This window comes from Uliginosibacterium gangwonense DSM 18521, from assembly GCF_000373965.1.
GTDB lineage: Bacteria > Pseudomonadota > Gammaproteobacteria > Burkholderiales > Rhodocyclaceae > Uliginosibacterium > Uliginosibacterium gangwonense.
This window is the reverse complement of the sequence record NZ_KB892867.1, coordinates 175,919-190,011: the sequence shown is the minus strand read 5'-3', so window position 1 is coordinate 190,011 and position 14,093 is coordinate 175,919. Positions and strand designations below refer to the sequence as shown.

Genomic DNA, 14,093 nt, shown 5'->3' with positions numbered 1-14,093 from the left:
AGCTGGCATTTCCGTGCATGAGCCCCTCTGCGCCTGCGGCGCAGCCAAGCGCATGCCACACACGACAGGTTGGGCGGGTGCGTCACCCTTTATCAGCCAGCGAGATGACCGGGTATGTCCCGTTTGCCCAAACCGCCCATCGACCCAGCCATCCTGCATGTGGCGCGCGGTCTGGCCCGTGCTTTTCTGCATGAAGCGGGTGGCATTACCGATCTGCAGCAACGGGGCAAGGCTGCACTCGGCACAGCACATGACTGGCTGCCGAGGATGGTGCGGCGGCTGGATCAGCACTTTGGCTTGCCACTACGCCCCGCGCAGTTTGAAGATATCGTCACCTGCATTGCCACGCTGCCCTCTTTCATCGGAGCGTTTGAGCGCCGCCCTGTACCAAAGATTCGTCGCTATTTCAGTTTTCAGCCACAAATGGCAGCTCTGCCACGCACTCTGGCCGGGCTTGATCTGCCAGCCTTGCCCACGGTAGGCGATCTGGCAGCATGGCTGGCACTGAGCATGGACGAGCTGGAATGGCTTGCCGATGTACATAGCATCAGCAGCAAGACAGGTAGCGAAGCGTTACGCCATTATCATTATCAGTGGAAAGCCAAGGCCAGCGGCGGGCATCGCCTCATCGAGAGCCCCAAGCCCCTGCTCTGTGCGATTCAGCGCAAGATTCTGCATGGCCTGCTCGACAAGATTCCGGTGCATGATGCAGCACATGGCTGCGTGCCGCATCGCTCCATCCTGAGCAATGCGCAGGTTCATGCCGGAAGCCCGCTGATACTCAAGATGGATTTGCAGGATTTTTTCACTTCGATCCGCGCGTCCCGCGTCCATGCCCTCTTCCGCACGCTGGGCTACCCGGAGGAAGTGACACGCTACCTAACAGCCTTGACGACACATGTGACGCCGTCATTCATATTTCATACCCAGCCTCGCCCTGAAGGTTTGACGAGCAAAGCCTTGCAGACCCGCCGCAAACAAGCTGAGTCTTACCGGGCACGCCATCTGCCACAGGGTGCGCCCACCTCTGCCGCCTTGGCCAACCTGTGCGCATGGCGGCTGGACCTGCGTCTGGCGGCAGCGGCACAGGAAAGTGGTGTCCGCTATACACGTTACGTAGATGATCTCATCGTGTCATTTCCTTCGCATACCCGTGCACACGCATGGCGGATCAGCCTGATGATTGACACGATCATTCTGGAAGAAGGCTTCACTCCGCACCCGCGCAAAACCCGGCTCACCAGTCAATCTCAAGCGCAATGGGTGACCGGGGTACTGGTCAATGAAAAACCGAATATCGCCCGCAGCGATTATGATCGCCTCAAAGCCACGCTCACCAATTGCATGCGTCATGGGCCACACGGGCAAAACCGGGAAGCCCTCCCGGATTTCCGCGCTCGCCTGCAAGGGCGAATTGCCCACGTGAAGCATATCAACCCCGCACGTGGGGAAAAGCTGCAAACACTATTTGATGCGATTGGCTGGCAAGCGATCTAGAGCCTATCAAGTCAAAGATGCTTGCAGCGTGTGGCTTGAGAGAACTTTATCGGCCCGATCCAACGCAGCACAGTGGCTTTTGATATTTGATGCGTCTAAATGCACAAGAAATCCAGTGATTAGCAGGGCAATACATAAGACGACCAAAGCGGCTCGAACAATCCGATTGATCACCCCCCTTCTTAAGGCGGACAAGCAACTCACTTTTTGCTCATACCAACTCAGCAGAGAGTAAGTTAGGGCAACCCCACCACCACCAGATAAACCAGCCAGTACGGCTTTGTAACCAGAAGGGATAATTCCAAGCTGCCACAGGCCAGAAGCCTCAAATAAAACAAAAACCAAATATATTGATATCCACGACCCAGCAAACCTGAGAAATTTGTCTTGAGGCGATGTGATTATGGTATTTGACATTACTCCCTCCTATTTTTCTGGCATCAGACAGCCAGAACACTACGCTATTCCAACCAGATCAGGCTCGCCTGCCGCCCGGACTGCGTGCAATCTCTCCGGGCGGAGAAGAAACTCTCCGCCTCGGTAAAAGTGCAGCGATCTCCACCATATACGCGGGTAATGCCGAGTGCATTCAAGCGTTGGCGGGCCAGCAGGTAGAGGTCGGCAAACCACTTGCCCGGTTGCGCGCCGGGAATAAAGGCTGCAGCGGCCTCGGCGTTGTGATTGACAAAAGCATCACGCACATCAGTCCCGACTTCAAACGCCTGCTGACTGATAGCGGGGCCAAGCCAGGCCATGACCTGCTCACCGGGCGTCTGCATGGCGCGCACGGTATTTTCAAGTATGCCACCAGCAAGCCCGCGCCAGCCTGCGTGGGCGGCGGCCACAGCAGAACCAGCATCATCACAGAAGAGCACGGGCAGGCAATCAGCTGTCATTACGGTACAGATGCGATGGCTCATGCGGGCAAAGGCTGCATCGGCCTGGGCGTCCGGGCAGGTACTGGCAGCATTGACCACGACCGTGCCGTGCACCTGTTGGAGCCAGAGTGCCTCCATGGGGAGATGCTCACCCAGGCGCTGGCGATTCTGCGCCACTGCGTCCGGGGCATCTCCCACATGTTTGGCCAAATTGAGGGAGGCATAAGGGCCGCTGCTCACGCCGCCACCCCGTGTGGTAGAAAGCGCCTTAACCTTGGCGGGTGCGGGCCAATCGGGGGTGATCAGTTGGAGTTGGGGCATGGTTTTTCTCTGTTCAGATTCGGGGTTGAGCTTGGTACTTTGGCATATCCATCCGCCAGACGCAAAAACGGGCAGGTCTCCCGAGGAGCCTGCCCGTAACGTATGCGCTTGGAACGAGCTTACTTCAGTTCGTCGAACAGCAACTTGAGAATTTCGCTGCCGGTGTCTGCCGTCACAGGCTTGCCGGTACGATCCAGGACGCTGATCGAAACGGTGGTCTTGCCGGGTGCTGTCAGCACCACACGGAATTGATCCGTACCGACTTCCTTCTTGTTCCAGAAAGCTAGTTTGGAGAGCCAGCTCTTGCCGATCTGCGGGTCTTCTCGGGTATCCAGATAGCGAACGTAGTAGGTGTTGGCACTGCGGTCGCGGTCTTCCACCACCACCCCTGTACGATCAAGAGCCAAGCCCACTTGGCGCCATACCTTGTCCAATGCGCCATCCACTTCAAGACGTTGTCCGCCATCAACGAGGAAAGCATGGGCCAACTGCACGGAACCCGGCGCATTGGCTGCAGCATCATCCGGCACCACTTGCTTGACGACTTGCTTATCCACGCCAAAGCCCAGGGCAAAGCGGCGCATGAACTGCACTTCCAGGTCAGGATCAACAGGGCGCGGCTTCCACTTGGTGCCGGTATCCTGCGTCATTTCTTCTAGGCCACGGTGGCTGATGTAGACTTCCACCATGCCGTCTTGACTAGATTTTTCGATACGGGTACGGAATTTATCCAATTCGCCCGTGCTATAGACAAAGCCTGCTACGTTGGAAAGGAAGCCCTGAATGGTGCCCATCGGCAGCTTGGCATGGTTTTCCGCCCATTCGGTTTCCATGATCCCTTCGTTGGGCTTGTCGATCTTGATGTCGAAACCATTATCGGCCCAGAACTGGCGCAACTGCTGCCAAACCTGATCAGGTGTGCCCGGCACCACCAGCCAGCGCTGGCTACCAGCACGCTCAACATGCACCTTGCTGAAACTGGGGATGACCGTTTCAGCAGTAGTAGCGGCGGCAGCGGTTTCCTTGGGTTTGGGTGCAGCGGCATCCTTGGTGTAGGTGGAGTACGTGGCGGTCGTCTTGCCAGCATCCGGGTCAACAAAACGCGGGTCACGCGACGGGGTGATCAGATCGGGCGGCACGGCCAGTTTCTGGCTGACGCTGGCGGCAGACGAGGAATTGTTTGAGCCGGAGCCGTAGGTGGCGTCTTCTGCCGTCGTCTTCTTGGTGCTGAACAGGCTGCAACCAGCCATCGATACGCACACGGCGACAGACAGGCTACGGGACAACATTGATTTCATCAGTTTTTTTCCTTAAGACTGAAGACCTGCTGCATGCAGGGCGCGACGCACACGTTCATGGAGCCCTTCGGACAAGGGGGTCAGCGGCAAGCGGATCCCCGGGCCGATCAAGCCCATCTGTTCAACTGCCCACTTGACCGGAATCGGATTGGCCTCGCAGAACAAATCCCGGTTGAGCAGGAACAGCTTGCGATTGATCTCGTTGGCACGGATTAAGTTCCCTTCGCGGCAGGCGACACACAGTTCATGCATCAGGCGCGGCGCAACGTTGGCCGTCACCGAGATCACGCCATGCCCGCCGATCATCATGAACGCCATCGAACTCATGTCGTCCCCGCTGTACAGGCCAAAGCCTGCCGGGGCACGCATGGCCAGATCGGTAATGCGTTCGATATTGCCCGTGGCATCCTTGATGCCAACAATGCCGGGCACCTGGGCCAGACGCAGCGCGGTGTCGTTCTGCAAGTCAGCTATGGTGCGCCCGGGCACGTTGTACAGAATCACTGGCAGATCCACCGCTTCAGCAACAGACTTGAAGTGGCGGTACATGCCTTCCTGGGTCGGCTTGTTGTAGTAAGGCACCACAGACAGCCCGGCCGTGGCACCCACCGATTTGGCAAAGCGGGTCAGTTCAATCGCCTCGGCAGTAGAGTTGCCGCCTGTACCGGCAATCACCGGCACACGCCCGGCGCTGTGCTCAACGGCCACGCGGATCAGCTCGCAGTGCTCCTCAACTGGCACAGTGGGCGATTCCCCAGTGGTCCCCACGATCACCAGACCGTCGGTTCCTTCTTTGAGGTGGAAATCAATCAGCGAACGAAAACGCGGAAAATCGATGCGCCCCTCTTCATCCATGGGCGTCACAAGTGCGACGAGAGAACCGGTGATCATGCTTGGGCCAAAGCTGTGAACGAGAAAGGAGAAGATTGTAACCGAAGCCACGCACAAGACGCGTGCTTCTGTACGTAAATCGGGATTATGGTGAAATCTTGCTGCCCGCAGCAAGCCCCAGGGCCAGGCACGCGTTCATAGCACCAAGAAACCTTAACGCTTGCTGCTCCAGCAATGCAGCCTACGCATGCTTGTCCCATCACCCGTAATGGGGAAGGCGTCGGTTGCCACCTGCCCATCGGGTTTGATTTCCAGATCAAACACGCGGGGCTCGGTATCCGGGTCTCCCCCGCACTCCTGGTTATGATTCTCGCGCACAGTCACCACGTAGCCGCCCGCCTTGTCCGTGCTCTGATCAACATAAAAATGCAGGCAGTGCTCAACAGGAATCGTGGTAAGTTTGAACGCCTTGGTAACCTTGATAGCCAGATCCAACGCCTGATCTTCGCTCTGCACAGGGCTATGCGTGATGGGGCACACCTCGCCCGCCTGGGCAACCCCCATGATCAAAGACACTGTTGCCAATATGGCGGCCATCTTGATTATTTTCATCCGCAAGCACTCCAAACGATTGCTCATCAGGGCCAACCCTTGTTTCAAAGTTGTAACAACTGCAAAGATAATTAACAATTTTGTTTGGCGCACTTTGCCATTTTTTCTGGATGCCCCATGAGCCAACGCCTTGACCCATCTCTTCTTACCCGCAGCTTGGCCGTTCTGATGCTTGGCATCTTCACCTGCGGGCCCGTGGCAGCCCAGATATCGCGGAGCGAGCCACTGCCGGACTCGATTACCGCGCAACTGAACAAGCGCCAGTACACCAAAGCCTACCCTGAATTGGTGCGTTATGCCGATGCAGGCAATCATGAGGCGCAGTTTACGCTTGCCAACTATCACGTCTGTGCACGGGGAGTGCCGTTTGACTGCAACAAGGCACTGGAGTTGTTCGCGGCCGCAGCACTGCCCAGCAACAACCCCAACAGCCAAGAGATTGTACTCAGCGCCAAGAACGAGATTGCCTGGATTCACGCTGCCTGCGAACAGGCGGATTTTCACCGCGATCTGACCGTGGCGCTGGAGTACGCACAGGAAGCTGCACAAGATGGCAGCCCCTTCCATCAGGACACGCTGGCCGCCGCACTGGCCCGCCTGGGGCGCTTTACCGAGGCGGCCCAACTCCAGCAACAGGCATTGGATGGGCTGCAGGCTTTAGAGGGCGAAGACAAAGCCCCCACCTATGTCGTGCGGGAATTCCGCAGCCGTCTCAAACTCTACAAAGCCAACCGCCCTGCCCGCTTTGGCAAGTGGAATGCAGAGGCCAACTGCAACGCGCTGCCGTAGATCAAAGCCATGAAGATCAAGGCACAGCCCACCCATCTCCACAAGGAAACGCTTGCTATACAAGCGCAAATATACATTAATCATACTCCAACATCATAACAGAGGTGGAAAGATCAAAACCCTCGCCCACTTCAACCGCATGAGCCACATAAGCGCTATACCTCCACGCAAAGAATTTGGATATACTGGCACCATCCATCAAGAGTTGAGCGCTTGCTCAACACCAACCTGCCTCCGCGCAAGGTGGTGCTCCCTACAAGGGGGGATGTGGCCTCACGGCAAAAACCGGACGCTGCCAACGCAATAAGACTCTTGGTTTTTTGCAACTGGGAGTCTGCCTGAATTCTTCCCCTATGCCTCATCGCAGACTCCTGTATTGAAGGAGTGCCTACGACCATGCCTTTCCAGCCCCAGCAATTCGCCAGTGATAATTATTCAGGTGTCTGCCCGCAGGCTTGGGCCTCCATGCAGGAAGCGAACACAGGGCATGTGCCCGCTTATGGCGACGACCCGTGGACGGCACGCGCCGCCGATGCCTTCCGTAGCCTGTTCGCTACCAATTGCGAAGTGTTCTTCGCCTTCAATGGCACAGCTGCCAATTCCTTGGCGCTGGCCTCGCTGGGCCAGTCTTACCACGGTGTGATCTGCGCGGATTCCTCCCATGTGGAAACGGATGAATGCGGCGCGCCGGAATTTTTCTCCAACGGCTCCAAGCTGCTGGCGGTTCCCACCTATGGCGGTAAGCTGACCCCGGAATCCATTCGCCATATCGCCACCGCCCGCACGGATATCCACTTCCCCAAACCCCGTGTCGTCACCATCACCCAGCCGACCGAAACCGGGCAGGTGTACAGCCTGGACGAAATCCGCGCCATTTCCGCTGTATGCCGGGAACTGGGGCTGCGCCTGCACATGGATGGTGCCCGTTTTGCCAATGCCTGTGCCAGCCTTGGATGCAGCCCAGCAGACATGAGCTGGCGCGCGGGCGTGGATGTGCTCTGCTTTGGCGGCACCAAGAACGGCATGGCCGTAGGCGAAGCAATCCTGTTCTTCAACCGTGATCTGGCACAGGATTTTGATTACCGCTGCAAACAGGCGGGGCAATTGGCCTCCAAGATGCGTTATCTCTCCGCCCCCTGGGTCGGTATGCTGGAAAGTGGTGCCTGGTTAAGCAACGCTACGCACGGCAACGCTTGTGCGCGTTACTTTGCCGAGCGGATTGCCGAGGTGCCGGACGTGCGTCTGGCTTTTCCGGTGCAGGCTAATTCAGTTTTCGTGCGCATGCCAGAGGCATTGAGCGAAGCCCTGCATGCCAAAGGCTGGCTGTTCTACAACTTCATTGGCGGCTCTCACCGCTTCATGTTCGCCTGGGATGCTGACCGGCAATACATCGATCAGTTGGTCGCAGACTTTCACGCGTCAGCCCCGGCACACCCTGCCTGAGTTTGTGCCTGCACGGGGAGAGATGATCCGGGCTAGAATGCGGACTCATCCATCCCTTAATGCCTGCCTTGCTAATCTTTGTCTCTACCCACCGCACCTTGCGCAGTCTGCTCATCTCTGCCCTGTGTGCCATGCTCCCCATGCTGGCCCAGGGCCAGGGGATACCTGCGATCAAGGCTGTCATTGAAAAAACCTTGCAAGGGCAAACTGTCAATGTACCAGGGCAGGCAAGCTTTGAAATTGGCGAATTTGTTCTGAACCCACGCTACCAGACCTGCACGGACTGGGCTGCCACCTTGCCTGCGGGTACCCGCGCCTGGGGGAAAATCTCCGTCAACGTTCGTTGCACACAGGGCGTGACAGGCAACTTCTACGTGCCCGTGCGGGTTCGAATTGATGGCCGATATGTGGTCGCCACCCATGCGCTTTCCCCCGGCCAAACGATTGGAGAAGCGGATCTGCGCATCGTGGAGGGTGAGCTGACCACCCAGGCGCCTGATCTAGTCTTGGACCCGCAACAGGCGGTAGGCCGTGTCACACGGGGTTTCATCATTACCGAGCACCCGGTGCGCCTGTCTCAACTGCGCCTGGAAACCCTTGTGCAAGCGGGGCAGGATGTCAAAGTCATGGTTGAAGGCCAGGGCTTCAGCGTAGGCAACATGGGCACCGCCATCGACTCCGGCGCCAAGGGCGACACAATCCGGGTGCGGCTGCAAAATGGCCAGATCATCAGCGGCGTGGTCCGCGACAAAGGCTTGATTGAGACCCGTCTCTGACCGTCCCTGCCCCCTTGTTCTCACATAGCCGTCTGCCTGCCCGATCAGGCGTCACAGATCTACACCCCCACACGCCTACAACATGCTGCAAGTCTCTGATATAGTAGGAACATAGGATAGAGCAGGAACGTGGTTGCGGGCTCTCTGATCTTGACCTGCCGGTCGTCAGAATGGGCATAAACACCTAAAGTTTTCCCTCTCCTCACCGTTAAGCAAGCTGTAGCGTCCATAAAACGACGTTGCAAAAGCCTTGAGACAAAGGGAAACGCCATGAAAATCGATAATTCGGTCAAAACGACCAATACAGTAACTGGGGAGTCGAAAACTCGTTCGACTCGACCAAGCACCTCTACGTCCTCAACGCCCAGCGATACCAAGGTAGAGATTTCCTCTCTGTCCGGGCGGATGCAACAGCTTGAACAGGCTGTCGCCGATACTCCCGTGGTGGATAGTGGTCGGGTGGATGAGATCAAGCAGGCCATCAGCCAAGGGCAGTTCCAGGTCAATTCCGAGAAGGTGGCTGACGGGCTGATCAGCAGCGTGCGTCAGATGCTGGCGGCACAGCCGCGTTCGGTGTAACAATATCGGGGCGCTTTACCAATACCGGGGCCGCGCAGCCTGCGCCATCCGCAGGGTTTTCTTGAACCGGTATTGCCATTGAATGGAGTTCTTCAAGGTGCCCACAGACCTGAACGCGCTGCGCCAACGCTTTGCCACCCTGCTGGTCACGGAAACCCAACTGCTGGACGGCTTTATTGCGGTGCTGGAAGAAGAACGCACCGTGCTGGGCCATGAGAACGTTGAGCCCCTCTTCGATCTGGCCAAAAAGAAATCCGATATCGCCTTCCAGCTGCAACGTCTGGCGGACAGCCGGATCACTGTTTTGGCCCAGGCGGGCAAGCCCCACAGCCGCGCAGGTATTCAGGCCTTGCTGGCCGGGCAACACGCCGAAATCTGGAACACCTATCTGAACCGCGCCGCCCAAGCCAAGCTCCTGAACGAAAACAACGGCAAGGCCGTCACCCAGCGCTTGGCCTCCAACCATCAGGCGCTTGCCGTACTATTGGCCCATAGCGACCAGCCCATGACTTACGGCCCCGATGGTGCCTCGCGCCCTCGCCTGGGTTCACGCCATTTAGGCAGCGTCTAGCCCCCCATCACGGGCTGCTGGCAGCCACGCCCGGCACCAGGCGGATGTTCTCTGGCGTTCCCAAGGCCCCATCCACATTACGCATTTCCGTACTCGGCGGCGGTGAAGACACTGTAGTCGTCTGAGCGGGAAGCGCGCTGACTTCAGGTGCCATGGATTCCACCAGAATGGTCACCCGGCGATTGCGGGCCCGATTCTCTGGCGTGGCATTGGAGGCCACCGGACGCTGATCGGCATAACCGGCAGCCGTTAGCCGACTGGGTTCCACACCTGCATCCACGAACAGACGCACCACCGACGAGGCACGCGATGCCGAAAGCTCCCAGTTGGACGGGAACAGTGCTGTGCTGATGGGAACATTATCGGTATGCCCTTCCACCTTGATCGGAAAATCGCCTGCGGCAATCACCTCTGCCACAGCGCGCAAGGCACGCGCGGCATCTTGTCCCAGCACGGCCTCACCGGGGTTGAACAAGGCGCTGGCGTTGATTTCGATGGAAATACCATTGACGCCTTCAGTCACCCTCACCTGCCCGCCCTGCACCAGCGGAGCGAGCACACGCATGATGTCTTCGGCCATGTTGCGCATCTTGTCGCGATAGGCCTTACGCTTGGCTTCCACCTCTGGCGCTACTTTTTGCGGCTGTGCGGCTACAACGCTCGGCAGAGGGCGCCCGGTGGTTACTGTCGTGGTGGCGAGCACGGTGCCACGCTGGTCAGTCGTGCTGCGAAAGGCTTGCACCAGAGAATCAGAAAGCACGCGGTACTTGCCTTCATTGACCGAGCTGATGGCATACATCACCACAAAGAATGCAAACAGCAAGGTGATAAAGTCAGCATAAGACACCATCCAGCGCTCGTGATTCTCGTGTTCTTCTTCGTGTTTGCGACGCGCCATGGACCGCAGCCCTTTCCCTTGTGAGTAGATTCCCTGATTCCATTAACGGCAAATAACCTCTGCTCTTGACTCCATCACCAAACGAGGCAAAAGACCACAGGCAAAGTGCGAAAAACAGGTAAACTACTTCGGTTGATCATTCTGTTGCCTGCTTACGGCAGGTGGATGATTCGACCTTACCAAAATATGCATAATCGACTTCACTCCATTCAGAGACTGGATCACTTCAGCTTACACCCGTCCAGCAGCATGACGCTCTGAACCGGTAATTGCGATATGAGTCAAAGGGCACACCATGTTTTCTAAGCTTTTCCACAGTATGCGGTATCAACTCCTTCTGCTTTGCGGCGTGAGTACAGCCATTTTGCTGGTGGCTGTGTTTTTCAGCCTACAGGCTGAGATCAATGCAGTATCAGCGTTGAGCGCAGAACTGGGCAAGCAGGCGGGGGGCTTGTCATCGCAAGCAAAATCCATTGTCAGCAATGCAGATTCTACCCTTACCATCTGCCTCATCGCCGTGATCATCATCTGCGGGCTTAGCTTCTCGGCATTCATGCTATTTCTGCATCGGCACCTGGTCGTGCATGTTCGGCACCTCAAAACGGATTTGAGCAACCTTGCGGCTGGCAATTTTGCCCACCCTATCCAAGATGTGTATTGCGAGGAATTTGGCAACCTTGCCCGCTCAGGCGAACAGATCCGTAAGGATCTGGGGAATCTGGTCCGCAAGATTCGTGATGGTGCCGTCACGCTCCGCCAGGGGGTAGATGCCGTGGCTGATGATGCCGCCAAGGTGTCTGATTCTTCCTTTGAGCAATCCGAGGCTGCTTCCTCAACTGCTTCATCCATGGAAGCGCTGAGCCAATCCATGCAGACCATTACCGAAAATGCGGAAAACGCCAACCGCCTCTCGCACGACAGCCTGGATAAATCCCGTGAGGTGCAGGACAAACTCGACGAGGTCAAGCGCGTGGTGGATGAAGCCGCCCAACTCATCCAGCGTGTGGCCTCTGCCTCGCAGGAATCCGTCACCAGTATGCAGCGCATCCGCAGCATCACCCGTCAAGTGCGCGAAATTGCCGACCAGACTAACCTGCTGGCCTTGAACGCCGCGATTGAAGCCGCCCGCGCGGGCGAAGCCGGTCGTGGTTTCGCCGTAGTGGCCGACGAAGTGCGCAAGCTGGCGGAAAAATCCGGCCAGTCCGCCTCGGAAATCGACGCCATCACCAATACCCTGAATGCACAATCGGCTGATCTGGAATCAGCAGTGGAGAGTGGTCTGAGCGCCATCCACAACAGCCGCTCCGGCATGGATGACACCGTGTCCGCGCTGGCTTCAGCCAATGAGGCCGTGGCCCACGCCACGGATGAACTGGACCAGATTGCAGAGGCGGTACGTGAGCAAAACCGCTCAAATGCCGAAATTGCCGCAAACATCGCCCGCATCGCCAAGATGGTGGAAAACAACAACAACGCCGTCACCAGCATGAGCCTGTCTGCAGAAAAACTGCATGCCTTCTCCGGGCAGATGAATAGCGCCGTATCTGCCTTCAAGCTCTGAGAAGCATCTAACAGCCTCCACCACAAACAAGCCGATGTCATCCTCAATGGGTGGCATCGGCTTGACGCATGTGGCATTCTGCTTCAGAATGGCCATGCGTCATATCCTGACGCACTTTCCCACAAGGAGTGTTCCATGCGCACCAATATGACGACCTTTGGCACCAATTTCGGCGCACAGGCTGGCATCGTGGGTGGCGGAGCATTCCAATCCACTTCTGCACACCCACATCCGGTGGCAGGAATACGGCACGCCTGAGAAGCTGTTTGGTGATCCGTCGCACGTGGGTCGCTGCAAAATAGTGCTCTCGCACATGCAGGCCCCTCGACTACCAATCAGCGCTATCGCAGCAAGATCATAGACAGATTCCGGGGAATCCAATCCCCACCGGACTGATATCGGTCCAAACGGATCTTTTCGCTCCATCTGTCTGATCGCATGCCGGAATTGCTTCTGACCTTGGTCAGCTTTTGAACCCTTCACTCTAATCGAGCCTTGCAGGCCACTGGCACACCATTTGCTGTGTACCGGGCCACATTGCTCATTTTGCGCCTCAGATAAATACATTTGTCATTTCACGAGGTGCTCTTTTATCTGCCGGAATCCGGCATCCAGGAGCCCGTTATGTTGAGAAAAGCACTCAAAACATTCACCGCCAACAGTCCGCTCTGGCGCAATGCCGATTACATGAAACTTTTTACCAGCAATACCCTGACAACTTTGGGCGGCACGGTATCCCAGATGGCCCTGCCCCTGACGGCAATCGATCTGCTGCACGCCAACGCCACCAAAATGGGCTGGCTGACTGCTGCAGAACTCGCGCCTTTTGCCCTGTTTTCGCTACCTGCCGGGGTATGGATCGACCGCTCACGCAAAAAACAGCTCGCCAGCCTGTTTGAAATCATCAGTGCGTTGGCATTAATGTCAATTCCTATAGCATACCTTCTGGGTGTGCTGAACTTCTCACTCATCATGGGGGTTGGCTTTGTAATCGGCTGTGGTTACGCCATTGGTGGCACCGCCATGCAGGTGTACGTCAATCAATTGGTGGGCAAAGAGCACCTTGTCGAAGGCATTGGCAAGCTTCAGGCAGCCTCATCGATTGCGGGCATTCTGGGTCCGCCATTGGCCGCCGTGATCGTGGCCGCTGTCGGCGCACCCCTTGCCATCGCCTGCGATGCCATATGCTTCGTGGTTTCCTTTGGCCTGCTCCTGTCGATCAAACGCGATGATCTGCCTGCCCAAAACGGGGAAAAGCAAGCCTTCTGGACGGACATCCGGCTGGGGCTGGCCTTCGTGTGGGAAAGCCCGACGCTACGCGCCTTGGCGATTGGTGCAATCTTCTGGGTCGCGCTGTTTGATGGCTTCCGTGCGCTCTATGTGCTGTTTGCCAGCCATGATCTGGAGCTGGACGCGCATGGCCTGGCCGTGGTCAACACCTGCGGGGCCGTGGGTGCTCTGCTCAGCGCTTCAATTGCGCCACGCCTGGAAAAGCGTTTTGGGGCACGCCACTTGATCCTGGCAGGCTACCTCCTCAGCGCACTGGGCTATGCGGCCTACGCGTGCGTACCTGCCCAGTCCGTCTATCGGACCCTGTTGGCAGGCGGTGCCATGTGGATCATTGATGCCGGTGCTACGCTCTACGTCGTGCCTTATCTGAGTTTGCGTCAGCAGGTCACGCCTGATGCAATGCTCGGGCGGATGATCGCCACCATGCGTTGCGTCAGCGTTACGGCAGCACCCTTCGGGGCAAGTCTGGCGGGGCATATGGGGGATTCGGTTGGGATACAGCGTACACTGTTGGCCCTGGCCGCGCTGGGGATCAGCCTGACCATCATGGCCGCGTGGCGCATGCCACGGCTGGAGGCGCCAAAAACACTCGGCGTCGCCAACGCGTAAGCAGGAGAAGCTGTTACGATCCAGTCCAACAGGATCATACGCATAGCGTGATCCACACCTCGGCACTCCCCTCGGGGAGTGCCTTCCACAATCAAAGAATGATCACTTCCTTTCAGCATCAGCTCACCCAGTCCTCTCAC

The 14,093-nt window shown here is 57.3% G+C and carries 15 protein-coding genes and 1 riboswitch; of the genes, 9 read left to right on the top strand and 6 right to left on the bottom strand.

Features of this window, described 5'->3' with window-relative positions; all coding sequences use genetic code 11:
• Positions 1–114 precede the first annotated feature (114 nt).
• Positions 115–1,497 (top strand): reverse transcriptase family protein, encoded by a 1,383-nt coding sequence (locus B145_RS0122340; RefSeq protein WP_018610374.1) that lies wholly within the window; start codon positions 115–117, stop codon positions 1,495–1,497.
• A gap of 6 nt (positions 1,498–1,503) precedes the next feature.
• Here the strand turns inward: B145_RS0122340 and B145_RS28900 are convergent, their stop codons facing one another.
• The 5 genes from B145_RS28900 to B145_RS26750 form a co-directional block, all read right to left on the bottom strand.
• Complete coding sequence (locus tag B145_RS28900; protein WP_157288587.1) at positions 1,504–1,914, bottom strand: hypothetical protein; 411 nt, start codon at positions 1,912–1,914, stop codon at positions 1,504–1,506.
• Between the two features lie 44 nt (positions 1,915–1,958).
• Positions 1,959–2,696, bottom strand: a complete 738-nt coding sequence (gene pgeF / locus B145_RS0122335; RefSeq protein ID WP_018610373.1) for a peptidoglycan editing factor PgeF — start codon at positions 2,694–2,696, stop codon at positions 1,959–1,961.
• 119 nt (positions 2,697–2,815) lie between these two features.
• Entirely contained in the window at positions 2,816–3,994 is a 1,179-nt protein-coding gene (bamC, locus tag B145_RS0122330) for an outer membrane protein assembly factor BamC (protein ID WP_018610372.1), read from the bottom strand.
• Between the two features lie 12 nt (positions 3,995–4,006).
• The gene (gene dapA, locus B145_RS0122325; RefSeq protein WP_026259391.1) at positions 4,007–4,885 is read right to left on the bottom strand and encodes a 4-hydroxy-tetrahydrodipicolinate synthase; all 879 of its coding nucleotides are present in this window, start codon (positions 4,883–4,885) and stop codon (positions 4,007–4,009) included.
• Between the two features lie 153 nt (positions 4,886–5,038).
• Complete coding sequence (locus B145_RS26750; RefSeq protein WP_018610370.1) at positions 5,039–5,437, bottom strand: hypothetical protein; 399 nt, start codon at positions 5,435–5,437, stop codon at positions 5,039–5,041.
• Positions 5,438–5,554: 117 nt separating this feature from the next.
• Between B145_RS26750 and B145_RS0122315 the strand changes: the two genes are divergently transcribed.
• The 5 genes from B145_RS0122315 to B145_RS0122290 all read left to right on the top strand — a co-directional run bounded on the left by B145_RS0122315 (position 5,555) and on the right by B145_RS0122290 (position 9,595).
• The gene (locus tag B145_RS0122315) at positions 5,555–6,226 is read left to right on the top strand and encodes a tetratricopeptide repeat protein (protein WP_018610369.1); all 672 of its coding nucleotides are present in this window, start codon (positions 5,555–5,557) and stop codon (positions 6,224–6,226) included.
• 190 nt (positions 6,227–6,416) lie between these two features.
• Positions 6,417–6,522: riboswitch (SAM-I-IV-variant riboswitch) on the top strand.
• Positions 6,523–6,622: 100 nt separating this feature from the next.
• Positions 6,623–7,669: a threonine aldolase family protein gene (locus B145_RS0122305; protein ID WP_018610367.1), complete on the top strand. Its 1,047-nt coding sequence runs from the start codon at positions 6,623–6,625 to the stop codon at positions 7,667–7,669.
• Positions 7,670–7,728: 59 nt separating this feature from the next.
• Positions 7,729–8,445, top strand: coding sequence for a flagellar basal body P-ring formation chaperone FlgA (flgA, locus tag B145_RS26745; protein ID WP_018610366.1), 717 nt, complete (start codon positions 7,729–7,731; stop codon positions 8,443–8,445).
• A 270-nt stretch (positions 8,446–8,715) separates the two neighbouring features.
• Positions 8,716–9,024, top strand: a complete 309-nt coding sequence (gene flgM / locus B145_RS0122295; protein ID WP_026259390.1) for a flagellar biosynthesis anti-sigma factor FlgM — start codon at positions 8,716–8,718, stop codon at positions 9,022–9,024.
• 97 nt (positions 9,025–9,121) lie between these two features.
• On the top strand, positions 9,122–9,595 hold the full coding sequence (locus B145_RS0122290; RefSeq protein WP_157288586.1) for a flagella synthesis protein FlgN: 474 nt from the start codon (positions 9,122–9,124) through the stop codon (positions 9,593–9,595).
• A gap of 7 nt (positions 9,596–9,602) precedes the next feature.
• Here the strand turns inward: B145_RS0122290 and motD are convergent, their stop codons facing one another.
• Positions 9,603–10,493, bottom strand: coding sequence for a flagellar motor protein MotD (motD, locus tag B145_RS26740; RefSeq protein ID WP_018610363.1), 891 nt, complete (start codon positions 10,491–10,493; stop codon positions 9,603–9,605).
• Positions 10,494–10,842: 349 nt separating this feature from the next.
• On the opposite strand from motD, the gene B145_RS26735 reads away from it, so the two are divergent.
• The 3 genes from B145_RS26735 (at position 10,843) to B145_RS0122270 (ending at position 13,953) form a co-directional block, all read left to right on the top strand.
• Positions 10,843–12,054 (top strand): methyl-accepting chemotaxis protein, encoded by a 1,212-nt coding sequence (locus B145_RS26735; RefSeq protein WP_157288585.1) that lies wholly within the window; start codon positions 10,843–10,845, stop codon positions 12,052–12,054.
• Between the two features lie 135 nt (positions 12,055–12,189).
• Positions 12,190–12,312 carry a hypothetical protein gene (locus B145_RS29555; RefSeq protein ID WP_018610361.1) on the top strand — a complete coding sequence of 41 codons (123 nt, stop codon included), beginning with the start codon at positions 12,190–12,192 and terminating at the stop codon, positions 12,310–12,312.
• Positions 12,313–12,678: 366 nt separating this feature from the next.
• Positions 12,679–13,953, top strand: coding sequence for an MFS transporter (locus B145_RS0122270; protein WP_018610360.1), 1,275 nt, complete (start codon positions 12,679–12,681; stop codon positions 13,951–13,953).
• The last annotated feature ends 140 nt before the right edge of the window (positions 13,954–14,093 follow it).

What these genes read in the sequence shown, in the direction of transcription:
- B145_RS0122340 (WP_018610374.1), top strand. Translation starts at nt 115, where the DNA reads ATGTCCCGTTTGCCCAAACCGCCCATCGACCCAGCCATCCTGCATGTG.
- B145_RS28900 (WP_157288587.1), bottom strand. Translation starts at nt 1,914, where the DNA reads ATGTCAAATACCATAATCACATCGCCTCAAGACAAATTTCTCAGGTTT.
- pgeF (WP_018610373.1), bottom strand. Translation starts at nt 2,696, where the DNA reads ATGCCCCAACTCCAACTGATCACCCCCGATTGGCCCGCACCCGCCAAG.
- bamC (WP_018610372.1), bottom strand. Translation starts at nt 3,994, where the DNA reads ATGAAATCAATGTTGTCCCGTAGCCTGTCTGTCGCCGTGTGCGTATCG.
- dapA (WP_026259391.1), bottom strand. Translation starts at nt 4,885, where the DNA reads ATGATCACCGGTTCTCTCGTCGCACTTGTGACGCCCATGGATGAAGAG.
- B145_RS26750 (WP_018610370.1), bottom strand. Translation starts at nt 5,437, where the DNA reads ATGAAAATAATCAAGATGGCCGCCATATTGGCAACAGTGTCTTTGATC.
- B145_RS0122315 (WP_018610369.1), top strand. Translation starts at nt 5,555, where the DNA reads ATGAGCCAACGCCTTGACCCATCTCTTCTTACCCGCAGCTTGGCCGTT.
- B145_RS0122305 (WP_018610367.1), top strand. Translation starts at nt 6,623, where the DNA reads ATGCCTTTCCAGCCCCAGCAATTCGCCAGTGATAATTATTCAGGTGTC.
- flgA (WP_018610366.1), top strand. Translation starts at nt 7,729, where the DNA reads ATGCCTGCCTTGCTAATCTTTGTCTCTACCCACCGCACCTTGCGCAGT.
- flgM (WP_026259390.1), top strand. Translation starts at nt 8,716, where the DNA reads ATGAAAATCGATAATTCGGTCAAAACGACCAATACAGTAACTGGGGAG.
- motD (WP_018610363.1), bottom strand. Translation starts at nt 10,493, where the DNA reads ATGGCGCGTCGCAAACACGAAGAAGAACACGAGAATCACGAGCGCTGG.
- B145_RS29555 (WP_018610361.1), top strand. Translation starts at nt 12,190, where the DNA reads ATGCGCACCAATATGACGACCTTTGGCACCAATTTCGGCGCACAGGCT.
- B145_RS0122270 (WP_018610360.1), top strand. Translation starts at nt 12,679, where the DNA reads ATGTTGAGAAAAGCACTCAAAACATTCACCGCCAACAGTCCGCTCTGG.